This is a genomic window from Undibacterium sp. JH2W (assembly GCF_049340425.1).
In the GTDB taxonomy this organism is placed as follows: Bacteria; Pseudomonadota; Gammaproteobacteria; order Burkholderiales; family Burkholderiaceae_D; genus Undibacterium.
In genome coordinates this window covers 100353-123576 of sequence record NZ_JBMPOT010000015.1, presented here as the reverse complement: position 1 = coordinate 123576, position 23224 = coordinate 100353, and the positions used below count along the sequence as shown (strand labels likewise).

Here is a 23224-nt window from a genome sequence, read left to right as displayed (position 1 = left end):
TGTTTGATGAAGGATTAGCTCTTACGGTGCAGGTATTCATCTTGTGTAATACGATAAATCAGGCTGGCAGCCTCGCCCGGTACATCATCGACGTCAGACCACAATTGCATGCCGATTTTTTCCAGGGTACGGCGCGAAGCAGCATTTCCCGGACGCACCAGACCATACACGGCATCTTCTTGCAAAATCACAAATGCAGCATGCAAGGCGGCCCTGGCCATTTCTGTCGCATAGCCCTTGCCCCAGGTATGGGCGGCAAAGCGAAAATACATATTCAAACCGCTGAAGTCACCTATCTGCTTGCGCATGACACCGCCAAAGCCCAATACCTGATCGGGGTCATCAATGGGGCAAACTGTCCAATAACCGAAATGCTGGCATTCCCAGGCACCGGCCCAGGCATCCAGCAAAGTGCGGGTGGTTTCACGTGACCTGGGCCCGGTAGGGTTGTAGATATTCGTTGCAGGGTCGCCATGGATGAGGGCTGCACTGTCGAGATCGCTGCGTTCCAGCTTGCGTAATAATAGGCGTTCCGTCTTTAGCGGACTAAGGCTGCTGTAACTAATCATGCTCAATCCAGGTCAGCCAAAACTTTGAGATGGGCCACCACGCTACGCCCCAGTGCAGACAGGTTATAGCCACCCTCCAGGCAACTGACGATGCGCTTTTGGGAAAATTCTTGGGCTATCTTCATGATTTCCCTGGTGATCCAGGCATAGTCAGCCTCAACCAGACCCAACTGCCCCATGTCATCTTCGCGGTGAGCATCAAAACCGGCGGAGATGAAAATCATTTCTGGCGCAAACTTGCACAGGGCAGGCAACCATTGTTCGGTAATCAGTTGGCGCACCACGTCGCCATAGCTATGTGCCGGCACGGGGATATTCACCATATTATTGGCCGGATGCTCGGTACCCGTATAGGGATAATATGGATGCTGGAAGAAGCTGACCATCAGCACCCTCTCATCATCGCGAAAGGCTTCTTCCGTGCCATTGCCATGATGAACGTCAAAGTCAACGATGGCAATGCGGTGCAAACCGCGCACTTCCAGCGCATGTTTGGCCGCCACGGCAATATTATTGAACATGCAAAAACCCATGGCTTCGCTTGGGGTGGCATGGTGGCCAGGCGGGCGTATGGCGCAAAAGGCATTTTCCACTTCACCATCGAGCACGGCATCGGTCGCTGCCACGGCAGCACCGGCGGCACGCAGCGAGGCACGCCAGGTATAGGCATTCAGGGAGGTGTCGGCATCCAGTGGAAAATGGCTGTATTCCGACTTTTCGGATGGGCAATTTTCTCTTATTCTGTAGATGGCATCGGCAGTATGTACCCTGGCCAGATCGGCCTCTGCGGCTAGTGGCGCATCACGATGATCAAGCAAGGTGCTGATGCGACTGGCGATCAATTGATCATCGATGGCCTGCAGGCGATCTGGTGATTCAGGGTGCCATGAGCCCATTTCATGGCGTTTGCAGTCAGCATGGGTATAGTACGCAGTTGTCATGTCTCTGTGCCAGAACCGCCACAAACCCTGCTAGTCAGGTGCACACCTGCTCAGGGCTTATGAAACCTGTTCTGCTTATCTGTCTTATTAATAAAATGAATTAGTTTCACCCTATTTGCCCGGTTTTGCAAATCCGTCTGTCTGAAACTTTTCACTATGGGCAACAGTTTTTGATATTTCGGTTTACACTGTGAACACAGAGATTTGACAATTCCTGTGCCGGGCCAGTTTGATGAACTATCCCCTGCGCCATGAATTTCAGGCAAGCACCCACATTGATAAGCAAGGAAAAACATGTTTTCCAAAGTACACAAAGTAGCTAAACAGGTCAATAGTGTCATCATAGGCAAGGAGCAGCAAATCCGGCAGGCTCTGGTCTGTTTGCTGGCAGGCGGGCATTTGTTGATAGAAGACTTGCCAGGCGTGGGCAAGACCACGCTGGCGCATGCCCTGGCAATTTCACTGGGGCTGAAGTTCAATCGCCTGCAATTTACCAGTGACTTGCTGCCTGCAGACGTGGTTGGCATCTCGATTTTTGACAGGGAAAAGTCACAATTTATTTTCCATCCCGGCCCCATCTTTGCCCAAGTCTTGCTGGCCGATGAAATCAACCGTGCCACCCCAAAGACCCAGTCGTCCCTGCTGGAAGCGATGGAGGAAAGGCAAGTTTCCGTGGAAGGGCAGACACGCAACCTGCCCCGGCCTTTCTTCGTCATCGCCACCCAAAACCCTGCCCATCAAGTCGGCACCTTCGCCTTGCCTGAATCGCAACTGGACCGGTTTTTGATGTGCCTGTCACTGGGTTATCCGGATGCTGCAGCTGAACGTGCGCTGTTAATGGGCGAAGACCGGCGCAGCCTGCTGGCACAACTGCCAGCCGTCATGCAGGCCGAAGAATTGATGGAAGCCCAGCAGCAACTCAAGAAAATCCATACCTCGGCTTCACTGATAGACTATGTGCAGGCACTGGCCCATGCCACACGCCAGGGAGATTTATTTGCCGAAGGCATGAGCCCGCGCGCCTCTATCGCCTTGCTGCAAGCGGCCCGAGCCTGGGCCGCCATGGAAGGCCGTGACCATGTCTTGCCTGAAGATGTGCAAGCAGTCTTGATACCCGTCATTGCGCACAGGATGCGCCCATTGAAATCCATGACAGGCAAAGTCAGTGCCAGCAGTGAATTGCTGGCGCAATTGATGAAACGCGTCAGCGTCTGAAGCTGCGGCCACAAAGTAAAAACGGCATGTTCACATCAATGAAGAAAAGACTGCGCAAGATCGTTTTTCTGGAACACAAGCCAGAAAGCGGTGAAGTATTCCTCAACCAGAGGCGGGTATTCACCCTGCCCAGCAAACCCGGCCTGGTATTCGTCGTACTCTTGTTACTGATGTTTTTGGCCGCCACCAATTACAGCCTGAACCTGGGCTTTGGCCTGACTTATGTACTCGGCGGCGTTGCCCTGGTCAATGTATTTTATGCCTTCCGCAATCTGGCTTATCTGCATCTATTACCTGGCTCAGCCAGGGCGGTCTTTGCCGGTGAAGAAACTGAGTATACGGTCTATCTGATCAATCGCCGTGCGTATGCCCGTTATGCCATCAGTGTGGGCTTTGCTGAAAAAGGCCACCCTGAAAAATTTGTCGATGTTGCCGCCGATAGCCGCGTGGCGGTGCTACTCAGCTACCCCACGACAACCAGGGGCTTGCAGGCCATACCCAGAATACGCTTGCAAACCCATTACCCTCTGGGCCTGTTGCGTGCGTGGAGCACCTGGCTGCCAGATAGCCTTGCCCTGGTCTATCCCCAGCCGGAAGCAAATCCGCCACCCTTGCCCTTGTCTGGGCAAGGAAAAAAAACAGAAGTTCCAGGACATGCGGGCGACGAAGACTTTGCTGGTGTGCGCGCCTACCAGGCGGGGGATGCGATGAAGCACCTGGCCTGGAAACAGATCGCCAAAGTCGATCCCTCGCTGGGGGGAAATCTGGTCACCAAACAGTTTGCTGGCGGCTCTGGCAGCGATGTGATGCTGGACTTTCGGACCATGTCAGGAAATATGGACACGGAATTTAAATTGTCACGCATGACCAGTTGGGTGCTGGAAGCCGATCAGCGTGGGCTCACCTATGGGTTTCGCCTGGGGCAAACGGAATATGATCCAGCCAGCGGGCCTGAACATTGCCATGCCTGCCTGCGTGCCTTAGCCCTCTACGACCTGTGAACCAGCCATGCGCCAAATGAGAATGCCACTATTTCGCACCATACTTTCGCGTGACAAGGCAGACACCCTGCTGCTGATCTTTGCCTGCTTATTTGTACTACTGCCGCATGCAGAGCACGTCAAATGGTGGGTCAACACATCCTGTGTCTTGCTGCTGACATGGCGAGGCTGGTTGACCCTGAGTGGCCGCCGCTTGCCTCCTGCGCTGTTATTACTACCAGTAGCAATACTGATGATGGCAGGGGTATACCTGACACACAGGACTTTTTTAGGCAGGGAAGCCGGCGTCACCATGCTGGTGTTGCTGCTGACTTGCAAGCTGCTGGAAATGCACGCCAAACGTGACCTGTTCGTGGTGATTTTCCTGGGTTTCTTTTTATTGCTCACCAGTTTCTTTTATCAGCAAACCATCTTTGCTGCGATACTCACACTGACGGGTCTGTGTCTGCTGCTGACGGCGCAATTATCCTTTCATTACACCGGTGTTGTTCCCCCTCTTTGGCAAAGGTTGAAATTCGGTGCTGGCATACTGGGTATGGCGATCCCCCTGACCATTATCGCCTTCCTGTTGTTCCCGCGCATACAGGGACCACTCTGGGGCTTGCCGGGAGATGCACAATCCGGTCGCAGCGGGCTCTCAGGCTCCATGTCGCCAGGTAATATCAGTGAACTGGCCCAGTCTGAGGAAATTGCCTTTCGCGTCAGATTTGACCAGGCGATACCTGCCAAGTCCTTGTTGTATTGGCGCGGTATTGTCATGAATCAATTTGATGGCCGCAACTGGTCTCAGGAAGAAAGGCGCTCAGCCTATAGTTCCGCACAAAATGCCGACAGGATCACATATCGCGGCCAGCCCATACGCCAGGAAATTACCCTGGAAGCAAATGGCCAAAACTGGCTATTCGCACTGGACATGCCGGGTAGCAATCCTGAAATCGAAGGGGCAGCAGGAAGTGCGGCCTTCATTAGCAGGCTGATGGAAACCCGACGCGATCAGGCCACCAATGAACGAATCAAATACAGCGTCGCTTCTTACACCAACTACAGCCTCGATGCCGATAGCAGCAAAGAAGCACAGGCCAGCTCACTGGCCCTGCCGGAAAGCTATAATCCGCGCACGCAAGCCTTTGCCAATAGTTTGCGTGCGCAATACCAGGATGATCAGCAACTGATCCTGGCCGTATTGAAGTATTTCCGGCGCGAGTCCTATGTATACACACTGGAACCACCGCGACTGGGCCGGAATAGTGCCGATGAATTCCTGTTCGATACCAAGGCGGGCTTTTGCGAACACTACGCCAGCGCCTTTGTATTGTTGATGCGGGCGGCGGGCATCCCGGCGCGCGTCGTCACTGGTTACCAGGGGGGGGAATTGAATTCCGTAGACGGTTTTCTGGAAATACGGCAATCCGATGCCCATGCCTGGACGGAAGTCTGGCTGGAAGGCAAAGGCTGGCTCAGGGTAGACCCCACTGCCGCTGTTGCACCAGAACGGGTAGAACGTTCACTAAACTATGCCGTACCGCGCCAGGGTCTGGCAGGACTGATGAACCTGAGCCCGGCCAGCGTTTCTTTTTTCCATCAAGTACGCATGCAATGGAGCGCCGTCAATAACTCATGGAATCAATGGGTTTTGAATTACAGCCCTAGTGCACAAAGAAGTTTCTTGAATTCCCTGGGTTTCATGAAGGTGGACTGGGCGCAAATTGCCTTGCTGTTTTTTATCGTCGCCAGCCTGGTCATCGGCTTGATGGCCCTGCCCCTGATACGCAACCGGCCACGTATTACTGCGCTCGATAAGGTATACTTTTCTTTCTGTCGCAAGATGGAAAAAAAGACCGCAGCGCGCGCCTTGCATGAGGGGCCCAAAGCCTATCTGGAAAGATTGCGTACCAGCCTGCCCACAGCTGAGTTTGAAGACGCCGAGCGTTTTCTGACACTGTATGCAAGTGCCCGCTATGGCAAAGACCCAGGTCCGGAAAGCACGCTGATCCGGCGTTTAAAAACCTTGTTGGCTGCATGCCGCTAATTTTTTATTGACGTATTTTGATCTCTTTCACGACAACCGCAACAAACCAGCCAGGCTCACTGCTGAGCTGCATTTCCTCCCTCATCATCGCCACTGCCCTGCTCACAACGGGGCAAGCAAATGCTGTAGAGAAAAAACATGTAAAAAAGCCCGCCGCCAACGCCAGCACTGTCAAAGCCCAGAAAGCCGAGGGCCATTTTGAACAGTCCAGGGAAGTATCCAGCTTTATCTCCAGCATGGTGAGCAAGCATGGTTTTAGCGAAGCTGAACTAAAAACCATTTTCAAGCAAGTCAAATACATAGAGTCCGCCAGGCAATTGATGCGCCCGGCACCTCCAGGAAAACCCAAGAACTGGAAAGCCTATCGCGCCCGCTTTGTCGAACCTTACCGCATAGAAGCAGGTATCGCCTTCTGGGACAAATATGCTGATGCACTGGCCAGGGCCGAGCAGGAATATGGCGTGCCACCAGAAATCATCGTTGGTCTGATCGGTGTCGAAACCATCTTCGGCAAACAAACCGGTGGTTTCCGCGTCATGGATGTGTTGACCACACTAGCCTTTGATTATCCCGATACCCCTACCCGTGAAGTGCGCATGCAATTTTTCCGTGCTGAACTGGAAAATATGTTGTTGATGGCCAAGGAAGCTTCGCTAGACCCATTTCTATTCAAGGGTTCTTATGCCGGCGCCATAGGCTGGCCGCAATTCATGCCTGGCAGTATCAGGAAATATGCGGTGGACTTTGATGGCGATGGCAAGATCAACCTGACCGATTCACCTGTCGACGCCATAGGCAGTGTCGCCCATTATCTGGCCATGCATGGCTGGAAGCGCAACCTACCCATTGCCTTTCCGGCCACCCTGGTCGTTTCTGAAAAAAGTGAGCAGCTACCTGCTGTTCTGGGGAAAGGTTTACAAGCCAGTTATCAATTGCAGGATTTAAAAGCCATAGCGACAACAGCTAGTAGCGAAGCGCCAACAAATATTCAATATGGTCTTGTCGATCTGCAAAATGGCAACGATGCAACAGAGTACTGGTTTGCAACAGAAAACTTTTTTGCCATCACCTTGTACAACCGTAGCTATTTTTACGCAATGTCGGTCTTTGACCTGGGTAGAGCAATTGCAATCGCCAGGCAAAAATAATTAGGGTTAAACACTGTTGAAGCATGTAGCAAGGGGAAGTAAAGGATTTAACAGATTTTATAGAACCAAATAAAATTGTTAATTTATGTTATTCTAGTAACTAATTACTGGAATAAACATTGCCATTCAGTATTTTCTAAACTAAAGTGTTGTTATCTAGTTGACACATTTGCGTATGAAGTAAGCAATGTGTCAAGAGATTTAACAATGGTTTGCTATTTTTCTGACAAGCAAATTATATTTTAAAGATACAATATTACCGTTTGATTAATTTTTTATTGAAGCAACAAAATTTAGCATCAATAAACTAAACAGCGAGGTAATTATGGCAAACCTGACCCAGCTTGAATCCGATGAAATCGACTATGATCCAAACAATCTGTTGGATACTCTGATCAAGCAATTGCATTTGAAAAATGATGCAGCACTCTCCAGAGCATTGGAAGTGGCACCACCAGTAATTAGTAAAATCAGGCATCGTCGCCTGCCTGTCGGCGCTTCACTGCTGATACGCATGCATGAAATCAGCGATGTCAGCATTAAAGAACTGCGCGAATTGATGGGCGACCGTCGTGCAAAGTTCCGCATCAGCGACAAACAATTCAAACCAAAAGACGCAGCATAAGTCTTTTATTTGATCGTTGCTCGCTACCTGGTAAATCTGCAGATTTTCAGGAAGACTGCTTCTTTGAAAAATACCGAAAACACGCCACAAGCGTGATTTCGGTATTTTTTTGTTTGAATTTTTGCGCTGCTTTATCGCGTTTTTTCAGCGCTTTTTTGTATATTTATTGTGCTCTGGATTTATGACAGGATGATGATGCTGCAAAACTGTCAGGGAGATGCAAACCCAGCGAGCGCCTTGCTTGCGCTCACCTCAGTTTGATGTTCAGGCGGGAAAGACGCCGGTCGATAAATAACGGTCACCACGGTCGCAAACAATAAAGACGATAGTGGCGTTTTCTAGCGTTTGCGCGATGCGCAAAGCAATTTCACAAGCACCTGCGGCAGAAATACCACAGAATATACCTTCCTCCACTGCCAGCCTGCGGGCCATATGTTCGGCATCTGCCTGTGTCACAGATTCGACCTGGTCTACCCTGGCCTTGTCATAAATCCTGGGCATATATGCCTCTGGCCATTTACGTATGCCGGGGATTTGCGAACCTTCTTCAGGTTGCGCACCGATGATGTGTATCTGCGGGTTCTGTTCTTTCAGATAAGCAGACACCCCCATGATGGTGCCGGTAGTTCCCATGGCGCTGACGAAGTGCGTCACCTGCCCCCTGGTATCGCGCCAGATTTCTGGCCCTGTACCTTCATAATGCGCCAGAGGATTATCCGGGTTGGCGAACTGGTCGAGTATCACACCACGCCCCTCTGCCTGCATTTGCTCAGCCAGGTCACGCGCATATTCCATGCCGCCAGTTTTAGGGGTCAGCATGATTTGGGCACCATAGGCTGCCATGCTTTGGCGACGTTCTATGCTGAGGTTTTCCGGCATCAGCAACACCATTTTGTAACCACGCATGGCAGCTGCCATGGCCAGAGCAATGCCGGTGTTGCCGCTGGTGGCCTCAATCAGCGTATCGCCCGGCTTGATCTGACCTCGCTCTTCTGCCCTTTTTATCATGGACAAGGCGGGCCTGTCCTTCACTGAACCAGCTGGATTATTCCCTTCCAATTTCCCCAGGATGACATTATTACGGCGCAGATTTTCAACACCAGGTATGCGCTGCAATCTAACGAGCGGGGTATTGCCTATGGTATCTTCGATGGTCAGATAAGTCATGGTAAGCAGCTTGAAAAAGACAAACTCTCATTCTAATCGCAGTTACCCTTAGACGCTTGCCGCATAAGCTAGTTGCCTCACAGCAGAAAGCGGCTTTCCTTGTAAAGAAATGCCAGATTTCCCAGACAGATCAAGAACTTCCTCATCTGTTATCGCCCCCTCTTGAGGCTTATACAGATTTTGAATAAGCTAATAAAAAACCTCAGGACGGATCCTGAGGTTCTTGTTTTGCGCCTGAAGCCAATCGCAAATGTGCTTATTTGGCGCTGGCCTTGGAAGCCGCCGATGCAGCAGATGCAGCAGATGCAGCCGCTGGAGCCTTGGCAGCTGCCGGGGCTGCCGGCGCCGCTGATGCGGCAGGAGCAGGTTTTTCAGCTTTAGCTGGCTTTTCTGCTTTCTCTGCCTTGGCAGGTGCGCTGGCAGCTGGCTTAGCAGCAGCACCTGGCTTCGCCTCGCCATTGACAGTCAAACCTGCCTCAGACAACTTCACCGCACTCTTGGCACCAACGCCTTTGACGCGACTTTCAAAATCAGCCCAATCCTTGAAGGCACCATTCTTGGTGCGCTCTTCTATGATGGCCTTGGATTTAGCTGGACCTATACCCTTGATACCATCCAATGCAGCCTGGTCGCCCTTATTGACATCGACATCAGCAAATGCAAATCCTGTAGCAGCCAACAAAGCCATCAAGCCAAACACTAATTTCTTCAACATGCGAATACTCCCTCAATAAGTGAACATTTTCTCAGCGGTATAGTTCAGTTTTTTTGTTTCTCACTGTTCTATATCGCTATCAACGGAACCAAACATGATTCCGTTGACAAGTATTCCACAAAATCCCTGTAGATATATGTCAACTTTATTTAATCACCTAATCTGTCTATCAAAAAATCAATGAAGCAACGCAGCTTGGGTGGCATCTGCCGCCTGCTGGCATAGACTGCATATAAATTACCGGCAAAACCCGGCTCATTACCAGCAACCAGTTGCAAGCGGCCCGAAGCAAGATCACCATCCACCAGCCAGGCTGGCAAAAATGCGGCTCCCATGCCAGCCAGCACACAGTGATAACTGAGCGTGGTATCGCTGCATTTCATGATGGCATCGAGTTTCAATGGTGGGTCTACTGTTTGCAGGGGCAAGCGGAAGCGTTCTGATTGCACATAATTGGGCAAGATGACTGCCATGGAGTGTTGCTCTACGCCCTGGCCTGCTTTTATGCCCAATGTCAGCTCGTGCAAATAAGCGGGCGTGGCCACCAGATGAAATTCGACCTTGCACAGACGCCTGGCGATCAAGGCAGCAGAAGGCTCATCGGTTGCCCGCAAGGCCAGGTCAAAACCATCCGCCACCAGGTCCACCATATGATTATCAAGATGCAGGTCCAGCCTGATTTCGGGATAGTCTAGCCGAAAATCTGCCAGCAAGCGGGCAAAGCCGGAGTTGGCACACCAGACAGGGGCGCTGATTTTTAATTCACCGCGAGGTGGCCCACTGGCTTGGGCGACTGAAGCAACCGCAGCATCGAGAATATCCAGCGCCTGCCTGCCTTGCGCAAAAAAATCCTTGCCTGCTTCCGTCAGGCTCATGCTGCGGCTGCTGCGGTTCAAGAGCCGCGCCCCGAGCTTGCGCTCCAGCCTGGCGATATGCTTGCTGACCATGGGCGCTGCCATGCCAAGACGATCTGCCGCAGCAGTAAAACTGCCAGACTCAACGATTTCGCGAAACACCCTGATGCCGTTGATATCAAGTTCATCCATGATCTGCCTTTTGTGCAATGTTTCCACTTTTGGAAACAATACAATTACTTTACCACCATCGATTTCCGTAACGGGAAACATTATGATGAATAACATCAAGCCCCTATGATTTGCAGGGGATAAGCCCAGGCATGGAATGACTATCAAGGAAATGTATATATGAACTTGCCCACCTACTTTATCTCGCATGGCGGCGGCCCCTGGCCATATATGGAAGACATGCGCAAAGCCATGCATGTGCTGGAAGCATCGCTGGTCGACATACCCAGGCAACTGCCATATAAGCCCAAGGCCATCCTCATGATCTCGGCACACTGGGAAGACACTGTTTTCCGTGTCATGAGCAATCCAGCACCTGGCATGTTGTATGACTATGGCGGCTTCCCTGAGCATACCTATAAAGTACGCTATCCGGCCCCGGGTTCGCCCGAACTGGCAGCACGGGTCACAGGCTTGATACAGGACGCAGGCTTGCCAGTCCTGGCTGATGAGCAGCGTGGTTTTGACCATGGCGCATTTGTACCATTGGCCGTGATGTATCCCCAAGCTGATATGCCTGTAGTGCAATTATCACTGCGCGCAGGACTGGACCCGGCCGAACATCTGGCGCTGGGACGCGCCCTCCTCCCCTTGCGTGCCGAAGGTGTGCTCATCATAGGCAGCGGCCTCAGCTACCACAACCTGCGTCGCTTTGGCCCGCTGGCCAAGGAGCCATCGTCAAGTTTTGATGACTGGCTGCAGGACAGCCTGATCGCCAGCAGCACGACGGAAAGAGTCGCCCGCCTGATCAATTGGGAAGATGCTCCGGCAGCACGGGTAGCCCATCCCAGAGAAGAGCATTTATTGCCGCTGATGGTCGCAGTCGGTGCTGCAGCAGATGAAGTCGCCAGTTGTGTTTATCATGAAGAAAACATCTTTGGCGGCGTGGTGGCTTCGAGCTTTCGTTTTGGGGCAATTGCCTGACACTGTAGGAATGAGAATGCTGGCTTGATTCCTTTAAGCCAGCACAAGCATTACTTATTACTTATTACTTATTACTTAATGGGGAAGAACTCCGGGAAGAGCTCTTCCCTTGTCACAGTCGCCGTACCCAGCTTGCCAACCACAATACCACCGGCACGATTGGCGATGACAACGGCCTCTTGCATGGACTTGCCCTGCGCCAGCATGACGGCCATGGTAGCAATGACAGTGTCACCAGCACCAGAGACATCAAATACTTCCCTTGCCATAGCTGGCACATGGGTCACGCCTTCGGCCGTGAACAGGGTCATGCCTTCTTCTGAGCGGGTCAGCAGCAAGCCATCGATCTGTAAATCTGTGCGTAACTGCTGGGCTCTGGATGTCAGCTCTTCTTCATTTGGCCAGTCACCGATGATTTGCTTTAATTCTGATTTATTCGGTGTCAGCAGGCTGGCACCGGCATAGCGTTTGAAGTCGCTGCCCTTGGGGTCGACCAGCACGATCTTACCCGCCGCCTTTGCCGCAGCGATCATGGCGCTGACGTTCACCAGGCTACCCTTGGCATAGTCGGATAAAACCACGACATCATAGCCAGTCAGCAAGGAATTGAAGCGATTCAGCTTGTCACGCAGGACATGTTCCGTCGGGCGTTCTTCAAAATCGATGCGCAGCAATTGCTGCTGCCTGCCGATAACGCGCAATTTGATGATGGTGGAGATTTGCTGGTCGCGACTCAAGTAAGCTTCTATCCCGGAAGACTTCAACAAACGCTCCATGCTATTGCCAGCATCATCGTCACCGATGACACCCATCAAGGCAGCCTGCACACCCAGGGCGACGGCATTGCGTGCCACATTGGCTGCACCGCCAAGGCGCTCTTCACTTTTTTCCACACGCACGATAGGCACCGGGGCTTCGGGCGATATGCGATTGACTTCGCCAAACCAGTATCTGTCGAGCATGACATCGCCTGCGACCAGAATACGCTTCGCCGCTATATCTTTCCTTGCATCTTTCCTTGCATCCATATTCTGCATTATTTGTTCGTCATTTACTCGTTAATACGGAGCGGCCTATGCCGTGGTATTCAATGCCCAGTTCGGTCATGACCGTGGGCTCAAACAGGTTGCGACCATCAAAGACCACAGGCTGCCTCAGGCGGGCCTTGACTTCATCAAAGTCAGGGCTGCGGAAGGCCTTCCATTCGGTGACAATCGCCAGCGCATCCGCCTCAACCAGCGCATCCATAGGGTTAGCGGCATAGCGTATGGATGCCAGCAATTCTGGCGCATCATAGAAATCCAGTTCCAGCACGCGTTTGGCTTCTTGCATGGAGACCGGATCATATACAGCTACAGTCGCACCTGCGCGCAATAGCTCGCCCAGCAAGACACGTGAAGACGCCGCACGCATATCATCGGTATTGGGTTTGAATGCCAGGCCCCAGATGGCGAAATGACGGCCACTAAGGTTTTCACCAAAGCGCTGCTGTATTTTGTTACCCAGTACTTGCTTTTGCCGCGCATTGACGGCTTCCACTGCCTGCAGGATCAGGAGATTCAAGCCATAGTCCTGGGCTGTGCGTTCCAGCGCCTGTACATCTTTGGGGAAGCAGGAACCACCATAGCCGCAACCGGCATACAAAAAGCTGTGGCCTATGCGCGGGTCAGAACCTATGCCATGACGCACGGCTTCAATATCGGCACCGACATGGTCAGCCAGATTGGCCAGCTCATTCATGAAAGAGATACGGGTCGCCAGCATGGCGTTCGCGGCATATTTGGTGAACTCTGCCGAGCGTACATCCATCCAGTAAGTACGCTCATGATTGCGGTTGAAAGGCGCATACAGCTTCTTCATCTGGCTGCGTGCTTTTTCGCCTTGCGGTGTCTGGTCGCAACCAATGACGATGCGGTCAGGGCGCATGAAATCTTCTACTGCTGCACCTTCTTTCAAGAATTCTGGATTGGAAACTACCGAGAATTCCACAGTTGCAGAGCGCGTTGCCAATTCAGCCGAGATGGCGGCGCTGACACGGTCAGCCGTACCAACAGGCACAGTAGATTTATCAACGACGACCTTGAAGTTCGTCATGTACTTGCCTATGTTTTTTGCCGCAGCCACAACGTATTGCAAATCAGCAGAACCATCTTCATCCGGTGGCGTGCCGACAGCGATAAACTGCACATCACCGTGCTTGACGCTGGCTTCGACATCGGTAGAAAACTGTATGCGACCTGCAGCGCGGTTGCGTGCGACGATTTCTTCCAGGCCAGGCTCATGGATAGGGATGCCGCCATTATTGAGGATATCAATCTTGCGCTGATCGACGTCCAGGCAAAATACATCATTGCCCAATTCAGCCAGGCAGGCACCTGTGACAAGACCGACATAACCTGTACCAATAATTGTGATTTTCATTTTTTGATCACCAAATTTAATAAGAAGACGCGACATCAAACCTGACACTGCTTGCCATATCTGGGCTAGCTTGGGAACATATATCCTGTTCAAGGCTGGATGAATGCGGATCTAGTTCATAACATTGAGTTCTTCTGTACGACGCGGCGGGTAAGTTTCCCATTTACTGCAGCCTGGGCAATGCCAATAAAACTGCCTGGCCTTGAAACCGCAATTGGAACATTGATAGCGCGCGAGTTTTTGCGCATAACCATGTACCAGGTTCTTGATAATGGCCAGCTCAGGCCGGACTTCTGGCGGCACTACCATGATGCGGCCATCCAGCAATTTATCCAGACCCAGCAGTGTCGGTGTGCGGCGCAATTCTTCGCTGACCAGGCTATTGACGGCTTCCACACCCTCCAGCTCCAGCGTGGCCTTGAAGGCGACTTCCAGTAAGTCGATGGATGGCGCATCCGCCAGATAATTTTTGAGCAAATTCAAGCCCTCTTGTGGCTTATCGAGCTTGCGGTAAGCATCCATGAGGCGCTGCGCCACCAGTGCCACATGGGGCACGCTTTGCTGCTCCACTCTGCGCCAGGTAGCCAGGGCTTTCTCAGTATCGCCATTGGCCATATACACATCACCCATGAGGATAATGGCACGGACATTATTGCGGTCTGCTGCCAGTGCTTTTTCCAGGTTAGCCAGGGCTGCGTCGGCATTGGTATGCACCAGTTCATCCTGGGCAATTTCACAATAGAACTGGGCAATTTCTTTTTGACGGCCACCAGCGCCGCATTCCTGCAGGGCATTGGCCGCTTCTATAGCGCGCGCCCATTCTTTTTCACGCTGGTAGATTTCCAGCAGGGCGCGCCTGGCCTGGGCTTCAAACGGGCTGTTGACGAGCAGGTTATAAGTTTCTTCGGCACGGTCAAGCAAACCGGCTTTCAGATAATCCTGGCCCAGTTCATACATGGCCTGGGTTTTTTGTTCGGTAGGCAGGTCTGGCCTGGCCAGCAGGTTTTGATGGACGCGGATCGCGCGCTCAGTCTCACCGCGGCGGCGAAACAAGTTACCGAGGGCGAAATGCAGGTCCACTGCCTCAGGATCGAGCCTGACGATGTCGATGAAGGCATCAATGGCCTTGTCCGGTTGATCATTGAGCAAGAAATTCAAGCCCTTGAAATAGCCACGCGGCAGGCTGCGGGATTCCGAGATCAACTGGCGTATATCTATGCGCGCAGCAGCCCAGCCCAAGGTAAAGAATAGGGGGATACCTAGTAACCACCAGATTTCAAATTCCATGTGCGTTTTTTCTTATTGTGTTTTCAGGTATTGCGAATGCTATCAGGCTGGGGGGCTTGTGTGCTGGCCCTTTGCGCTGCTTCACGTTCTTTTTCAATTTCTGCAAGAGTCTTTTTATGCTTGTGCAGGTCGCGTCTGTGACGGAACACCATGGGCACCATGGCCAGCGCACCCAGCGTGGCGCCACCGGCAAAAAAAGCCAGCAGCATGATGACCAGCGGCGCAGACTGATGGTAGCCCCAAAAGTATTGCAGCGTGACTATCTGGTCGTTTTTCAAGGCAAAGCCAAAGAACAGGATAAACAGCACGATGGCTAAAAATCTTGAAATATATTTCATGTATGCATCCTTGATGGATAAGCGGAAAAATCGTTAATTAAGCAATTTATCCCGAAAAGAGCATTGTACTGAAAAAAAACGGCATATCGGAAAACCGATATGCCGTTTTTATTTTTACATCGCTGTCGAAGCCCGAACTTTGACCAGTCAACCTGACTTAGTCATCGTGTATCGGTTGCCCCACCATGGCATCAACACGTTCGCGCAATTCCTTACCTGGCTTGAAGTGCGGCACCCGTTTTTCAGGGACCATCACCTTGTCACCAGACTTGGGGTTACGACCTATCCGTGGTGGACGACTGTTCAGTGCAAAGCTGCCAAAACCGCGAATTTCTATGCGTTGCCCCGTTGCCAGGGCATCCGACATTGCATCCAGTATGGTTTTAACAGCAATATCCACATCTTTAGCTACCAGCTGCGGATATCGCTCTGCCAGACGAGCTATCAGCTCCGACTTAGTCATAGTGAAAACCTTATGACTTAAGCTTAGTTTTTATTGTCGAGCTTGGCTTTCAACAAAGCGCCCAGGCTGGTTGTGCCGGATGCTGCGTTGGAATCAGTAACGGACATTTTTTGCATAGCTTCTTGTGTTTCAACGCTATCTTTAGCTTTGATAGACAATTGGATACCACGAGCTTTGCGGTCGATGTTCAATACCAGGGCTTCAACTGTGTCGCCGACTTTCAGGTGTGTACCAGCATCTTCCACGCGGTCGCGGGAGATTTCGGATGCACGCAGGTAGCCTTCAACGTCGTCTGCCAACTGGATTACTGCGCCTTTGGCTTCAACAGATTTAACTGTACCAGTAACAACTGCACCTTTGTCGTTCATTGCGCAGTAGTTATTGAATGGGTCGCCTTCCAGTTGCTTAACACCCAGGGAAACACGCTCACGCTCAACGTCGATTGCCAGAACGATGGCTTCCAGTTCGTCACCTTTCTTGAAGCGACGTACTGCTTCTTCGCCTGTTTCATTCCAGGACAGATCAGACAAATGTACCAGACCGTCGATGTTGCCAGACAAACCGATAAATACGCCGAAATCAGTGATGGACTTGATCGCGCCGCGAACTTTGTCCCCTTTCTTGTGGTTGATCGCGAAATCATCCCAAGGATTGGCTTTGCACTGTTTCATGCCCAGGCTGATACGACGACGTTCTTCGTCGATTTCCAGAACCATGACTTCAACTTCGTCGCCCAATTGAACAACTTTGTTTGGTGCAACGTTTTTGTTAGTCCAGTCCATTTCGGAAACGTGAACCAGACCTTCGATACCTTGCTCGACTTCAACGAACGCGCCGTAGTCAGTCAGGTTCGTTACTTTACCGAACAGACGTGTGTTCGCTGGGTAACGACGGGACAAACCTGTCCATGGGTCGTCGCCCAGTTGTTTTACGCCCAGGGAAACACGGTTTTTCTCTTGGTCGAATTTCAATACTTTTGCAGTGATTTCCTGACCAACTGTCAACACCTCGGAAGGGTGACGTACACGACGCCATGCCAGGTCGGTGATGTGCAACAAGCCATCGATGCCACCCAGATCAACGAACGCGCCGTAGTCAGTGATGTTTTTAACAACACCAGTAACCACTGTGCCTTCTTTCAGGGTTTCCATCAGTTTTTGACGCTCTTCGCCCATGGACGCTTCAACAACAGCGCGGCGGGACAGCACAACGTTGTTACGCTTGCGGTCGAGCTTGATAACTTTGAATTCCATGGTTTTGCCTTCGTAAGGAGTTGTATCCTTAACTGGGCGTGTATCAACCAAAGAACCTGGCAAGAAAGCGCGGATGCCGTTCGTCAGAACAGTCAAACCACCTTTGACTTTGCCATTTACTGTACCAGTAACGATCTCGCCAGACTCCAGCGCTTTTTCCAGCGCGAGCCAGGAGGCCAGACGTTTAGCTTTGTCACGGGACAAAATTGTGTCGCCGAAACCGTTTTCCAGCGAATCAATCGCTACGGAAACGAAATCGCCGATATTAACTTCCAGGTCGCCCTGGTCGTTTTTGAATTCTTCAACAGGGATAAAGGCTTCAGACTTCAAGCCAGCGTTAACGATCACGAAGTTGTGGTCGATACGGACGACTTCAGCAGAAATCACTTCACCGGAACGCATATCCTGACGTGACAGGGATTCTTCGAACAAAGCTGCGAAGCTATCTGCACCGGTTGCGAAATCTTGGGACATGAAAACAGTAGACATAGTATTTACAAGTTAGCCGGAACGGTGCAAAAGACACTATTTACCGGGTTAGGTTGAACATCCCTTTATTAACCTTGCGTCAATAAAGGCACTTGAAACGACACCTGCAAACTTCACCAGATACTAAAATACTTACTTATATGGCGTTGTTTGCCTGTGTTTGCGCATACCAGACCAGTACTTTATTGACCGCTTCTTCAGCAGTTAATTCAGATGTATCCAGGATGATCGCGTCTGGCGCGGGCTTGAGCGGCGCTGTGCTGCGGGCACTATCTCTCGCATCACGTTCCATCAAATCTTTTACCAAGTTTTCCATATTAGCAGAAATTCCCTTTTCAATCAATTGCTTATATCGACGGCTTGCGCGCGCCTCAGCACTTGCTGTTAAGAAAACTTTTAAGCTGGCATCGGGGAAGATGACCGTCCCCATATCGCGCCCGTCAGCCACCAGGCCGGGCGTATAGCGAAAAGCCACCTGCAAATCAACCAGGGCCTGGCGTACTGCTGGCAAAACAGCAATACGGGAAGCTGCCACGCCGACTTCTTCTGCTCTTACGGCGTCGGTGACATCGGCGTCTTCCAGAAACACATGGCCGTGAACAAAACGACAAGGCAGGGTTCTTGCCATGCTGGCAATGGTGGCTTCATCTTCAAGCACGATGCCATGGCGGGTAGCCATCAGGGCAGTCAGGCGGTACAGGGCACCAGAATCCAGGTAATGAAAACCCAGATGCTTGGCGACCCTGTGCGCTACCGTACCCTTACCGGATGCGGTAGGGCCGTCTATCGTGATAACAGGACTAGGTACAGTCATAGATAACTATAAAAACCTTTAAAACAAATCTTGGTGATTAATCTTGGCAAAGACTTCAAAATAATCAGGGAAAGTCTTGGCCACGCATTTTGGATCGTTGATGCGCATAGTAGCACCTCTGCGGGCGCGACCATCGAGGCTGGCCAAAGAGAAGCACATGGCCATGCGGTGATCGTCATAGGTGTCGATAGTCGCAGGCAGGATATGCTCGGGCGGCGTCACCGTCATATAGTCTGCGCCCTCTTCCACTATCGCCCCCAGTTTGCGCAATTCTGTTGCCATGGCAGACAGGCGGTCGGTTTCCTTGACGCGCCAGCTGGCGATATTGCGCAGGGTCGTGGTGCCATTGGCATACAGAGCGGCTACCGCGATCGTCATGGCTGCATCGGGGATATGGTTAAAGTCCATGTCTATGGCTTGCAAGACACCTTTCGAAGTGGCTTCTATCCAGTTATCACCACGAGTGATGCTTGCCCCCATCTTTTCCAATGCCTCGGCAAAACGCACATCGCCCTGTATGCTTGACTTGCCTACACCTTCTACACGGATAGGGCCACCAGCGATGGCACCTGCAGCCAGGAAGTAGGAGGCAGATGAGGCATCACCTTCGACATGAATAACGCCGGGCGACACATAATGCTGGCCTTTTGTGACTGTGAATGCCTGCCAGCCATCACGCTCTACCGTCACGCCAAATTTTTGCATGAGGTTCAGGGTGATCTCTATATAGGGTTTGGAGATCAGCTCACCGACTACTTCTATCGTCACATCATGTTCACGCGCCATCAAAGGTGCGGCCATCAGCAAGGCCGTCAAGAACTGGCTGGAGACATTGCCTTTGACCTGCAATCTCTGGGCATGAATATGACCACGGTGTATATGCAGGGGTGGGTAACCTGGGTTGGCGGTATATTCTATCTGTGCACCAGCTTCATTCAAAGCATCAACCAGGTCACCGATAGGACGCTCATGCATGCGGTGCACGCCGTGGATGGTATAGTCACCACCCAATACGGCCAATGCGCCCACCAGCGGGCGTATCGCCGTACCGGCATTACCCATGAACAGGTCTGCCTGGTGTTTGGGGAACTGTCCTTTGACGCCCTCTACCGTGTAATTCTGGCTATCGCCATCCTGCTCCCAGTGCACGCCCAGTTGCGTCAGGGCGTTCAGCATGACTAGGGTGTCATCGGATGCCAGCAAGTCCATGATCTGGGTCTTGCCTTCAGCCAGTGCTGCCAGCAAAAGTGTGCGGTTGGAAATACTTTTTGAACCTGGTAATTTGACCGTACCCTGCACCTGCATAACGGGTTGCAGATCAAGGTAATGCGGATAATGTTTGCTTGCTTGTGTCATGGTCGTTTTCAATTCTGAGTTTGTCGATGTAGAGCAGAGCTAATCTCTTTCAATCCCCACCTTCACGCTGCTGTTTTTCGGCTGCCTCAATCGCGCTGATCCAGTTATGGCGCGCACGCTGGGCATTGGCGTAAATACCCGCTATGCCTTCGCTGTCGGCATCCACCAGATGCTGGCGCAAGATGGACAGTCTGGCAGTGTAGGAATCCAGTTCCTGCAACATCGCGGCACGGTTCGCCAGACTGATGTCACGCCACATTTCTGGCGATGAACCGGCAATGCGGGTAAAGTCGCGAAAGCCACTGGCAGCATACTGGAACAAGGTATCTGCATGCGGCTTGCGGGCGATATCATCGACCAGGGCATAAGCCAGCAAATGTGGCAAATGGCTGACTGCGGCAAACACAGCGTCATGTGATGCCGGGTCCAGATGATGGATGATGGCACCGCATTGCTGCCAGGCCCATGCCACTCTGGCAACGTCAGCATCGCTATTTTCTGGCAGGCGGGTGATGACGGCTTTTTTGCCGACATACAAATCCACCAGTGCTGCCTCAGGCCCATTCAATTCACGCCCGGCTATAGGATGCGCAGGTACAAATTGTGCGATCTTTTCAGCCAGGCTCTCGCGTGCTGCTGCCACCACATCAGCCTTGGTGCTACCAGCATCCGTGACTATCGTCCCTGGCTGCAAGTGAGGATAAATCGCTGTCAATATCGCGCCAGTCTGTGCCACGGGTGCAGCTATCAGCACCAGGTCACAGTTGCGTAATGCCTGCTCAGCATTCAAGGCGATTTCATCAATGATGCCGAGTTGCTTCGCTTTTTCCAGCGAAGCCTGGCTGCGCCCTACCCCGACTATCTGCTCAACTACCCCTGTCTTTTTCAAAGCCAGGGCAAATGAGCCACCTATCAAACCTACGCCAAAAATCGCTATGCGTTGAAAAGCTTTTTGCATCAGGCACTCACACCGTACAAGGGTAAGAACCCAGCACTTTGAAGAAGGCCGCCTTGTCATTCAACTCCGCCATGGCATCTGCCACTTTGGTATCCATGACATGGCCCTCTACATCGACATAGAAATAATATTCCCAATTGCCAGTTCTTGCAGGACGCGACTCAAAACGCGTCATGGAGACGCCATGTTTTTCAAGCGGAGCCAGCAGGTTGTAGACAGCACCTGCCTTGTTGGGCGTAGCCAGCACGATGGAAGTCTGGTCCTTGCCGCTAGGTGTGGTGCGCAGGCGGCCTATGACTGCAAAACGCGTACGGTTATGCGGATCATCCTGGATGTGTGCAGAGACTATGCCCAGATTGTACTGATGACCAGCAATCTCGCTGGCAATCGCCGCCACAGTATAGTCACCGCTGGCCATGCGTGCTGCCTCTGCATTCGATGCCACGGCATGTCTTTCCACATGCGGGAAATGCTGGTTCAGCCAGGCCTGGCATTGTGCCAAGGCTTGTGAGTGGGCGCAGATGCGGCTGATGCCTTCCATATTGCCAGACTTGCTCATCAGGCTATGCTGCACAGGGATTGCCAGCTCACCACTAATGGCCAGGCTGGTTTGCAGCAGCAAATCAAGGGTGCGGTTGATCGCTCCTTCAGATGAATTCTCGATAGGCACGACACCAAAATCGGCCGTACCAGCTTCGGTCGCACGGAAAACTTCATCAATGGATACACAAGCCAAAGGCTGGATAGCATGACCAAACTGCTTATAGACAGCCTGCTCACTGAAAGTCCCTACCGGCCCCAGGAAAGCCACGACCACGCGGCGCTCTAGCGCACGGCAGGCCGACATGATTTCACGGAAGATCAGTTGTATATCGTCACTCAGCAGGGGGCCGGGATTGCGTTCAGCCACGCCACGCAAGACTTGCGCCTCACGTTCAGGGCGAAATACGGGCGCATTGGTTTCTGCCTTGACATGACCAACTTCTTCGGCCACGCGGGCGCGCTGGTTCAGCAAATCCAGGATTTGTGCATCGATGGCATCGATCTTGATGCGCAGGGGGAGTAATTTATTGTCGCTCATAATGACCTAAAAACCGTGTTTGATAGGGTGTGGGCAGGCAGCAATACTGTAGCGCATGGCTGCCTTGCCGGATATGCTTTTTTCGCCAGGCTTTTGACCTGGTTCATCAGCGCCACGGTTTCCAGGTGATGGTGAGTGCCATGCTCAGAAAGGGCTGATGATGAAAATAATTAGCGGCGTCTGTCTATAGTGTAAACAAAACAGACGCCATGTGCTCAAGCCACTGGCTCAAGTATTTACGTATGATTGCGGGCAAACTCTTGCATGAAGCTGACCAAAGCCTGTACACCTTCTATAGGCATGGCGTTATAAATCGAGGCACGCATGCCGCCTACTGATTTATGGCCTTTCAACTGCAACAGACCATTTGCCTTGGCTTCCGCCAAAAATGCAGCATTCAGGTTTTCATCTTTCAGGTAAAAAGGCACATTCATACGTGAACGGCTGCCTTTTTCTACCCGGTTTTCATAAAAATCTGTGGAATCGAGGTAGTCATACAGCAGGCTGGACTTGGCAATATTCTTTTGCTCCATCGCCGCCACGCCGCCTTGTTGCTTGAGCCACTGGAACACCAGACCCGCGATATAAATCGCATAAGTAGGCGGAGTGTTGTACATGGAATCATTGTCGGCAACGATTTTCCAGTCAAAAGCCGATGGGCAGATGGGCAAGGCATGACCGAGCAAATCTTCACGCACGATGACGATGGTCAAACCTGCCGGGCCGATATTCTTTTGCGCACCACCAAAGATGACGCCGTATTTGGAGATATCAATGACGCGCGACAAAATGTGCGAAGACATGTCGGCAACAATCGGCGCATCACCTGTTTCTGCCGCTACATCAGGGGCAAAATGGTATTCAACACCATCGATGGTTTCATTGGTACACAGATGCACATAGGCAGCATCTGGTGTCAGCTTCCAGCTATCGCGTGCAGGCACGCTGGTATAGCCGCCGGCCTCACCTGAGGCTGCGATATTGACGTTACCGTATTTTTTTGCTTCCTTGATGGACTTGCCCGTCCAGGAGCCGGTATGCACAAAATCTGCCGTTGCAGGCTGCGGCTTGCGCCCCATGAGGTTCATGGGGACGATGGCGTTTTCGCCCAGGCCACCGCCTTGCAGGAACAGGATTTTATAATTGTCCGGTACCGCCAGCAGCTCGCGCAAATCGCTTTGCGCGGCAGCGAGGATGGACATAAACTCTGGCCCGCGGTGACTCATTTCCATGACGGACATGCCACTGCCATGCCAGTCCAGCATTTCGGCAGCGGCTTGCTGCAATACCTCTTTCGGCAATACTGCCGGGCCTGCAGAGAAATTGTAGATCGTCGTCATAGATG

Annotated in this window: 22 protein-coding genes; 6 read left to right on the top strand and 16 right to left on the bottom strand. The window is 51.9% G+C overall.

Annotation, left to right across the window (positions count from 1 at the left end; genetic code table 11):
• Positions 1–14: 14 nt before the first annotated feature.
• On the bottom strand, positions 15–569 hold the full coding sequence (locus ACO0LC_RS21825; protein ID WP_423007040.1) for a GNAT family N-acetyltransferase: 555 nt from the start codon (positions 567–569) through the stop codon (positions 15–17).
• Between the two features lie 2 nt (positions 570–571).
• Positions 572–1510: a histone deacetylase family protein gene (locus tag ACO0LC_RS21820; protein WP_423007038.1), complete on the bottom strand. Its 939-nt coding sequence runs from the start codon at positions 1508–1510 to the stop codon at positions 572–574.
• Positions 1511–1804: 294 nt separating this feature from the next.
• On the opposite strand from ACO0LC_RS21820, the gene ACO0LC_RS21815 reads away from it, so the two are divergent.
• The 5 genes from ACO0LC_RS21815 (at position 1805) to ACO0LC_RS21795 (ending at position 7528) form a co-directional block, all read left to right on the top strand.
• Positions 1805–2725, top strand: coding sequence for an AAA family ATPase (locus tag ACO0LC_RS21815; RefSeq protein WP_423007036.1), 921 nt, complete (start codon positions 1805–1807; stop codon positions 2723–2725).
• Positions 2726–2751: 26 nt separating this feature from the next.
• Positions 2752–3726, top strand: a complete 975-nt coding sequence (locus tag ACO0LC_RS21810) for a DUF58 domain-containing protein (RefSeq protein WP_423007034.1) — start codon at positions 2752–2754, stop codon at positions 3724–3726.
• Positions 3727–3733: 7 nt separating this feature from the next.
• The gene (locus tag ACO0LC_RS21805) at positions 3734–5755 is read left to right on the top strand and encodes a transglutaminase TgpA family protein (protein ID WP_423007032.1); all 2022 of its coding nucleotides are present in this window, start codon (positions 3734–3736) and stop codon (positions 5753–5755) included.
• Positions 5756–5775: 20 nt separating this feature from the next.
• A complete protein-coding gene (mltB, locus tag ACO0LC_RS21800) occupies positions 5776–6903 on the top strand; it encodes a lytic murein transglycosylase B (protein WP_423007126.1) in 1128 nt (375 codons plus the stop codon).
• 325 nt (positions 6904–7228) lie between these two features.
• Positions 7229–7528, top strand: a complete 300-nt coding sequence (locus tag ACO0LC_RS21795) for a hypothetical protein (RefSeq protein ID WP_110257001.1) — start codon at positions 7229–7231, stop codon at positions 7526–7528.
• A 264-nt stretch (positions 7529–7792) separates the two neighbouring features.
• On the opposite strand, the gene cysM is transcribed toward ACO0LC_RS21795, so the two are convergent.
• From cysM to ACO0LC_RS21780, 3 genes are all read right to left on the bottom strand, one after another.
• The gene (gene cysM / locus ACO0LC_RS21790; RefSeq protein ID WP_423007030.1) at positions 7793–8695 is read right to left on the bottom strand and encodes a cysteine synthase CysM; all 903 of its coding nucleotides are present in this window, start codon (positions 8693–8695) and stop codon (positions 7793–7795) included.
• Positions 8696–8951: 256 nt separating this feature from the next.
• Positions 8952–9410, bottom strand: a complete 459-nt coding sequence (locus tag ACO0LC_RS21785) for a ComEA family DNA-binding protein (protein ID WP_423007028.1) — start codon at positions 9408–9410, stop codon at positions 8952–8954.
• A gap of 149 nt (positions 9411–9559) precedes the next feature.
• Complete coding sequence (locus ACO0LC_RS21780) at positions 9560–10456, bottom strand: LysR family transcriptional regulator (RefSeq protein ID WP_423007026.1); 897 nt, start codon at positions 10454–10456, stop codon at positions 9560–9562.
• Positions 10457–10615: 159 nt separating this feature from the next.
• On the opposite strand from ACO0LC_RS21780, the gene ACO0LC_RS21775 reads away from it, so the two are divergent.
• Positions 10616–11419: a DODA-type extradiol aromatic ring-opening family dioxygenase gene (locus tag ACO0LC_RS21775; protein ID WP_423007024.1), complete on the top strand. Its 804-nt coding sequence runs from the start codon at positions 10616–10618 to the stop codon at positions 11417–11419.
• Positions 11420–11490: 71 nt separating this feature from the next.
• Here the strand turns inward: ACO0LC_RS21775 and rfaE1 are convergent, their stop codons facing one another.
• The 11 genes from rfaE1 to serC all read right to left on the bottom strand — a co-directional run bounded on the left by rfaE1 (position 11491) and on the right by serC (position 23219).
• Positions 11491–12447 carry a D-glycero-beta-D-manno-heptose-7-phosphate kinase gene (gene rfaE1, locus ACO0LC_RS21770; protein ID WP_423007022.1) on the bottom strand — a complete coding sequence of 319 codons (957 nt, stop codon included), beginning with the start codon at positions 12445–12447 and terminating at the stop codon, positions 11491–11493.
• 19 nt (positions 12448–12466) lie between these two features.
• Positions 12467–13840, bottom strand: a complete 1374-nt coding sequence (locus ACO0LC_RS21765; RefSeq protein ID WP_423007020.1) for a UDP-glucose dehydrogenase family protein — start codon at positions 13838–13840, stop codon at positions 12467–12469.
• Between the two features lie 111 nt (positions 13841–13951).
• Positions 13952–15127 (bottom strand): lipopolysaccharide assembly protein LapB, encoded by a 1176-nt coding sequence (gene lapB, locus ACO0LC_RS21760; protein WP_423007018.1) that lies wholly within the window; start codon positions 15125–15127, stop codon positions 13952–13954.
• A 23-nt stretch (positions 15128–15150) separates the two neighbouring features.
• Positions 15151–15465 (bottom strand): LapA family protein, encoded by a 315-nt coding sequence (locus ACO0LC_RS21755; RefSeq protein ID WP_423007016.1) that lies wholly within the window; start codon positions 15463–15465, stop codon positions 15151–15153.
• Between the two features lie 157 nt (positions 15466–15622).
• Positions 15623–15928, bottom strand: coding sequence for an integration host factor subunit beta (locus tag ACO0LC_RS21750; protein WP_110256992.1), 306 nt, complete (start codon positions 15926–15928; stop codon positions 15623–15625).
• A gap of 23 nt (positions 15929–15951) precedes the next feature.
• Positions 15952–17655, bottom strand: a complete 1704-nt coding sequence (rpsA, locus tag ACO0LC_RS21745; protein ID WP_423007014.1) for a 30S ribosomal protein S1 — start codon at positions 17653–17655, stop codon at positions 15952–15954.
• A gap of 151 nt (positions 17656–17806) precedes the next feature.
• Entirely contained in the window at positions 17807–18484 is a 678-nt protein-coding gene (cmk, locus tag ACO0LC_RS21740) for a (d)CMP kinase (protein ID WP_423007012.1), read from the bottom strand.
• 18 nt (positions 18485–18502) lie between these two features.
• Complete coding sequence (aroA, locus tag ACO0LC_RS21735) at positions 18503–19840, bottom strand: 3-phosphoshikimate 1-carboxyvinyltransferase (protein WP_423007010.1); 1338 nt, start codon at positions 19838–19840, stop codon at positions 18503–18505.
• Positions 19841–19889: 49 nt separating this feature from the next.
• Entirely contained in the window at positions 19890–20798 is a 909-nt protein-coding gene (locus tag ACO0LC_RS21730) for a prephenate dehydrogenase (RefSeq protein WP_423007008.1), read from the bottom strand.
• A gap of 7 nt (positions 20799–20805) precedes the next feature.
• Positions 20806–21879 (bottom strand): prephenate dehydratase, encoded by a 1074-nt coding sequence (gene pheA / locus ACO0LC_RS21725; RefSeq protein ID WP_423007006.1) that lies wholly within the window; start codon positions 21877–21879, stop codon positions 20806–20808.
• A 236-nt stretch (positions 21880–22115) separates the two neighbouring features.
• Positions 22116–23219 (bottom strand): 3-phosphoserine/phosphohydroxythreonine transaminase, encoded by a 1104-nt coding sequence (gene serC, locus ACO0LC_RS21720; protein ID WP_423007004.1) that lies wholly within the window; start codon positions 23217–23219, stop codon positions 22116–22118.
• Positions 23220–23224 lie beyond the last annotated feature (5 nt).

What these genes read in the sequence shown, in the direction of transcription:
- aroA (WP_423007010.1), bottom strand. Translation starts at nt 19,840, where the DNA reads ATGACACAAGCAAGCAAACATTATCCGCATTACCTTGATCTGCAACCC.
- cysM (WP_423007030.1), bottom strand. Translation starts at nt 8,695, where the DNA reads ATGACTTATCTGACCATCGAAGATACCATAGGCAATACCCCGCTCGTT.
- ACO0LC_RS21765 (WP_423007020.1), bottom strand. Translation starts at nt 13,840, where the DNA reads ATGAAAATCACAATTATTGGTACAGGTTATGTCGGTCTTGTCACAGGT.
- ACO0LC_RS21825 (WP_423007040.1), bottom strand. Translation starts at nt 569, where the DNA reads ATGATTAGTTACAGCAGCCTTAGTCCGCTAAAGACGGAACGCCTATTA.
- ACO0LC_RS21755 (WP_423007016.1), bottom strand. Translation starts at nt 15,465, where the DNA reads ATGAAATATATTTCAAGATTTTTAGCCATCGTGCTGTTTATCCTGTTC.
- ACO0LC_RS21805 (WP_423007032.1), top strand. Translation starts at nt 3,734, where the DNA reads ATGCGCCAAATGAGAATGCCACTATTTCGCACCATACTTTCGCGTGAC.
- ACO0LC_RS21785 (WP_423007028.1), bottom strand. Translation starts at nt 9,410, where the DNA reads ATGTTGAAGAAATTAGTGTTTGGCTTGATGGCTTTGTTGGCTGCTACA.
- ACO0LC_RS21820 (WP_423007038.1), bottom strand. Translation starts at nt 1,510, where the DNA reads ATGACAACTGCGTACTATACCCATGCTGACTGCAAACGCCATGAAATG.
- ACO0LC_RS21775 (WP_423007024.1), top strand. Translation starts at nt 10,616, where the DNA reads ATGAACTTGCCCACCTACTTTATCTCGCATGGCGGCGGCCCCTGGCCA.
- ACO0LC_RS21780 (WP_423007026.1), bottom strand. Translation starts at nt 10,456, where the DNA reads ATGGATGAACTTGATATCAACGGCATCAGGGTGTTTCGCGAAATCGTT.
- cmk (WP_423007012.1), bottom strand. Translation starts at nt 18,484, where the DNA reads ATGACTGTACCTAGTCCTGTTATCACGATAGACGGCCCTACCGCATCC.
- ACO0LC_RS21815 (WP_423007036.1), top strand. Translation starts at nt 1,805, where the DNA reads ATGTTTTCCAAAGTACACAAAGTAGCTAAACAGGTCAATAGTGTCATC.
- rpsA (WP_423007014.1), bottom strand. Translation starts at nt 17,655, where the DNA reads ATGTCCCAAGATTTCGCAACCGGTGCAGATAGCTTCGCAGCTTTGTTC.
- ACO0LC_RS21730 (WP_423007008.1), bottom strand. Translation starts at nt 20,798, where the DNA reads ATGCAAAAAGCTTTTCAACGCATAGCGATTTTTGGCGTAGGTTTGATA.
- ACO0LC_RS21795 (WP_110257001.1), top strand. Translation starts at nt 7,229, where the DNA reads ATGGCAAACCTGACCCAGCTTGAATCCGATGAAATCGACTATGATCCA.
- pheA (WP_423007006.1), bottom strand. Translation starts at nt 21,879, where the DNA reads ATGAGCGACAATAAATTACTCCCCCTGCGCATCAAGATCGATGCCATC.
- rfaE1 (WP_423007022.1), bottom strand. Translation starts at nt 12,447, where the DNA reads ATGGATGCAAGGAAAGATGCAAGGAAAGATATAGCGGCGAAGCGTATT.
- serC (WP_423007004.1), bottom strand. Translation starts at nt 23,219, where the DNA reads ATGACGACGATCTACAATTTCTCTGCAGGCCCGGCAGTATTGCCGAAA.
- lapB (WP_423007018.1), bottom strand. Translation starts at nt 15,127, where the DNA reads ATGGAATTTGAAATCTGGTGGTTACTAGGTATCCCCCTATTCTTTACC.
- ACO0LC_RS21810 (WP_423007034.1), top strand. Translation starts at nt 2,752, where the DNA reads ATGTTCACATCAATGAAGAAAAGACTGCGCAAGATCGTTTTTCTGGAA.
- ACO0LC_RS21750 (WP_110256992.1), bottom strand. Translation starts at nt 15,928, where the DNA reads ATGACTAAGTCGGAGCTGATAGCTCGTCTGGCAGAGCGATATCCGCAG.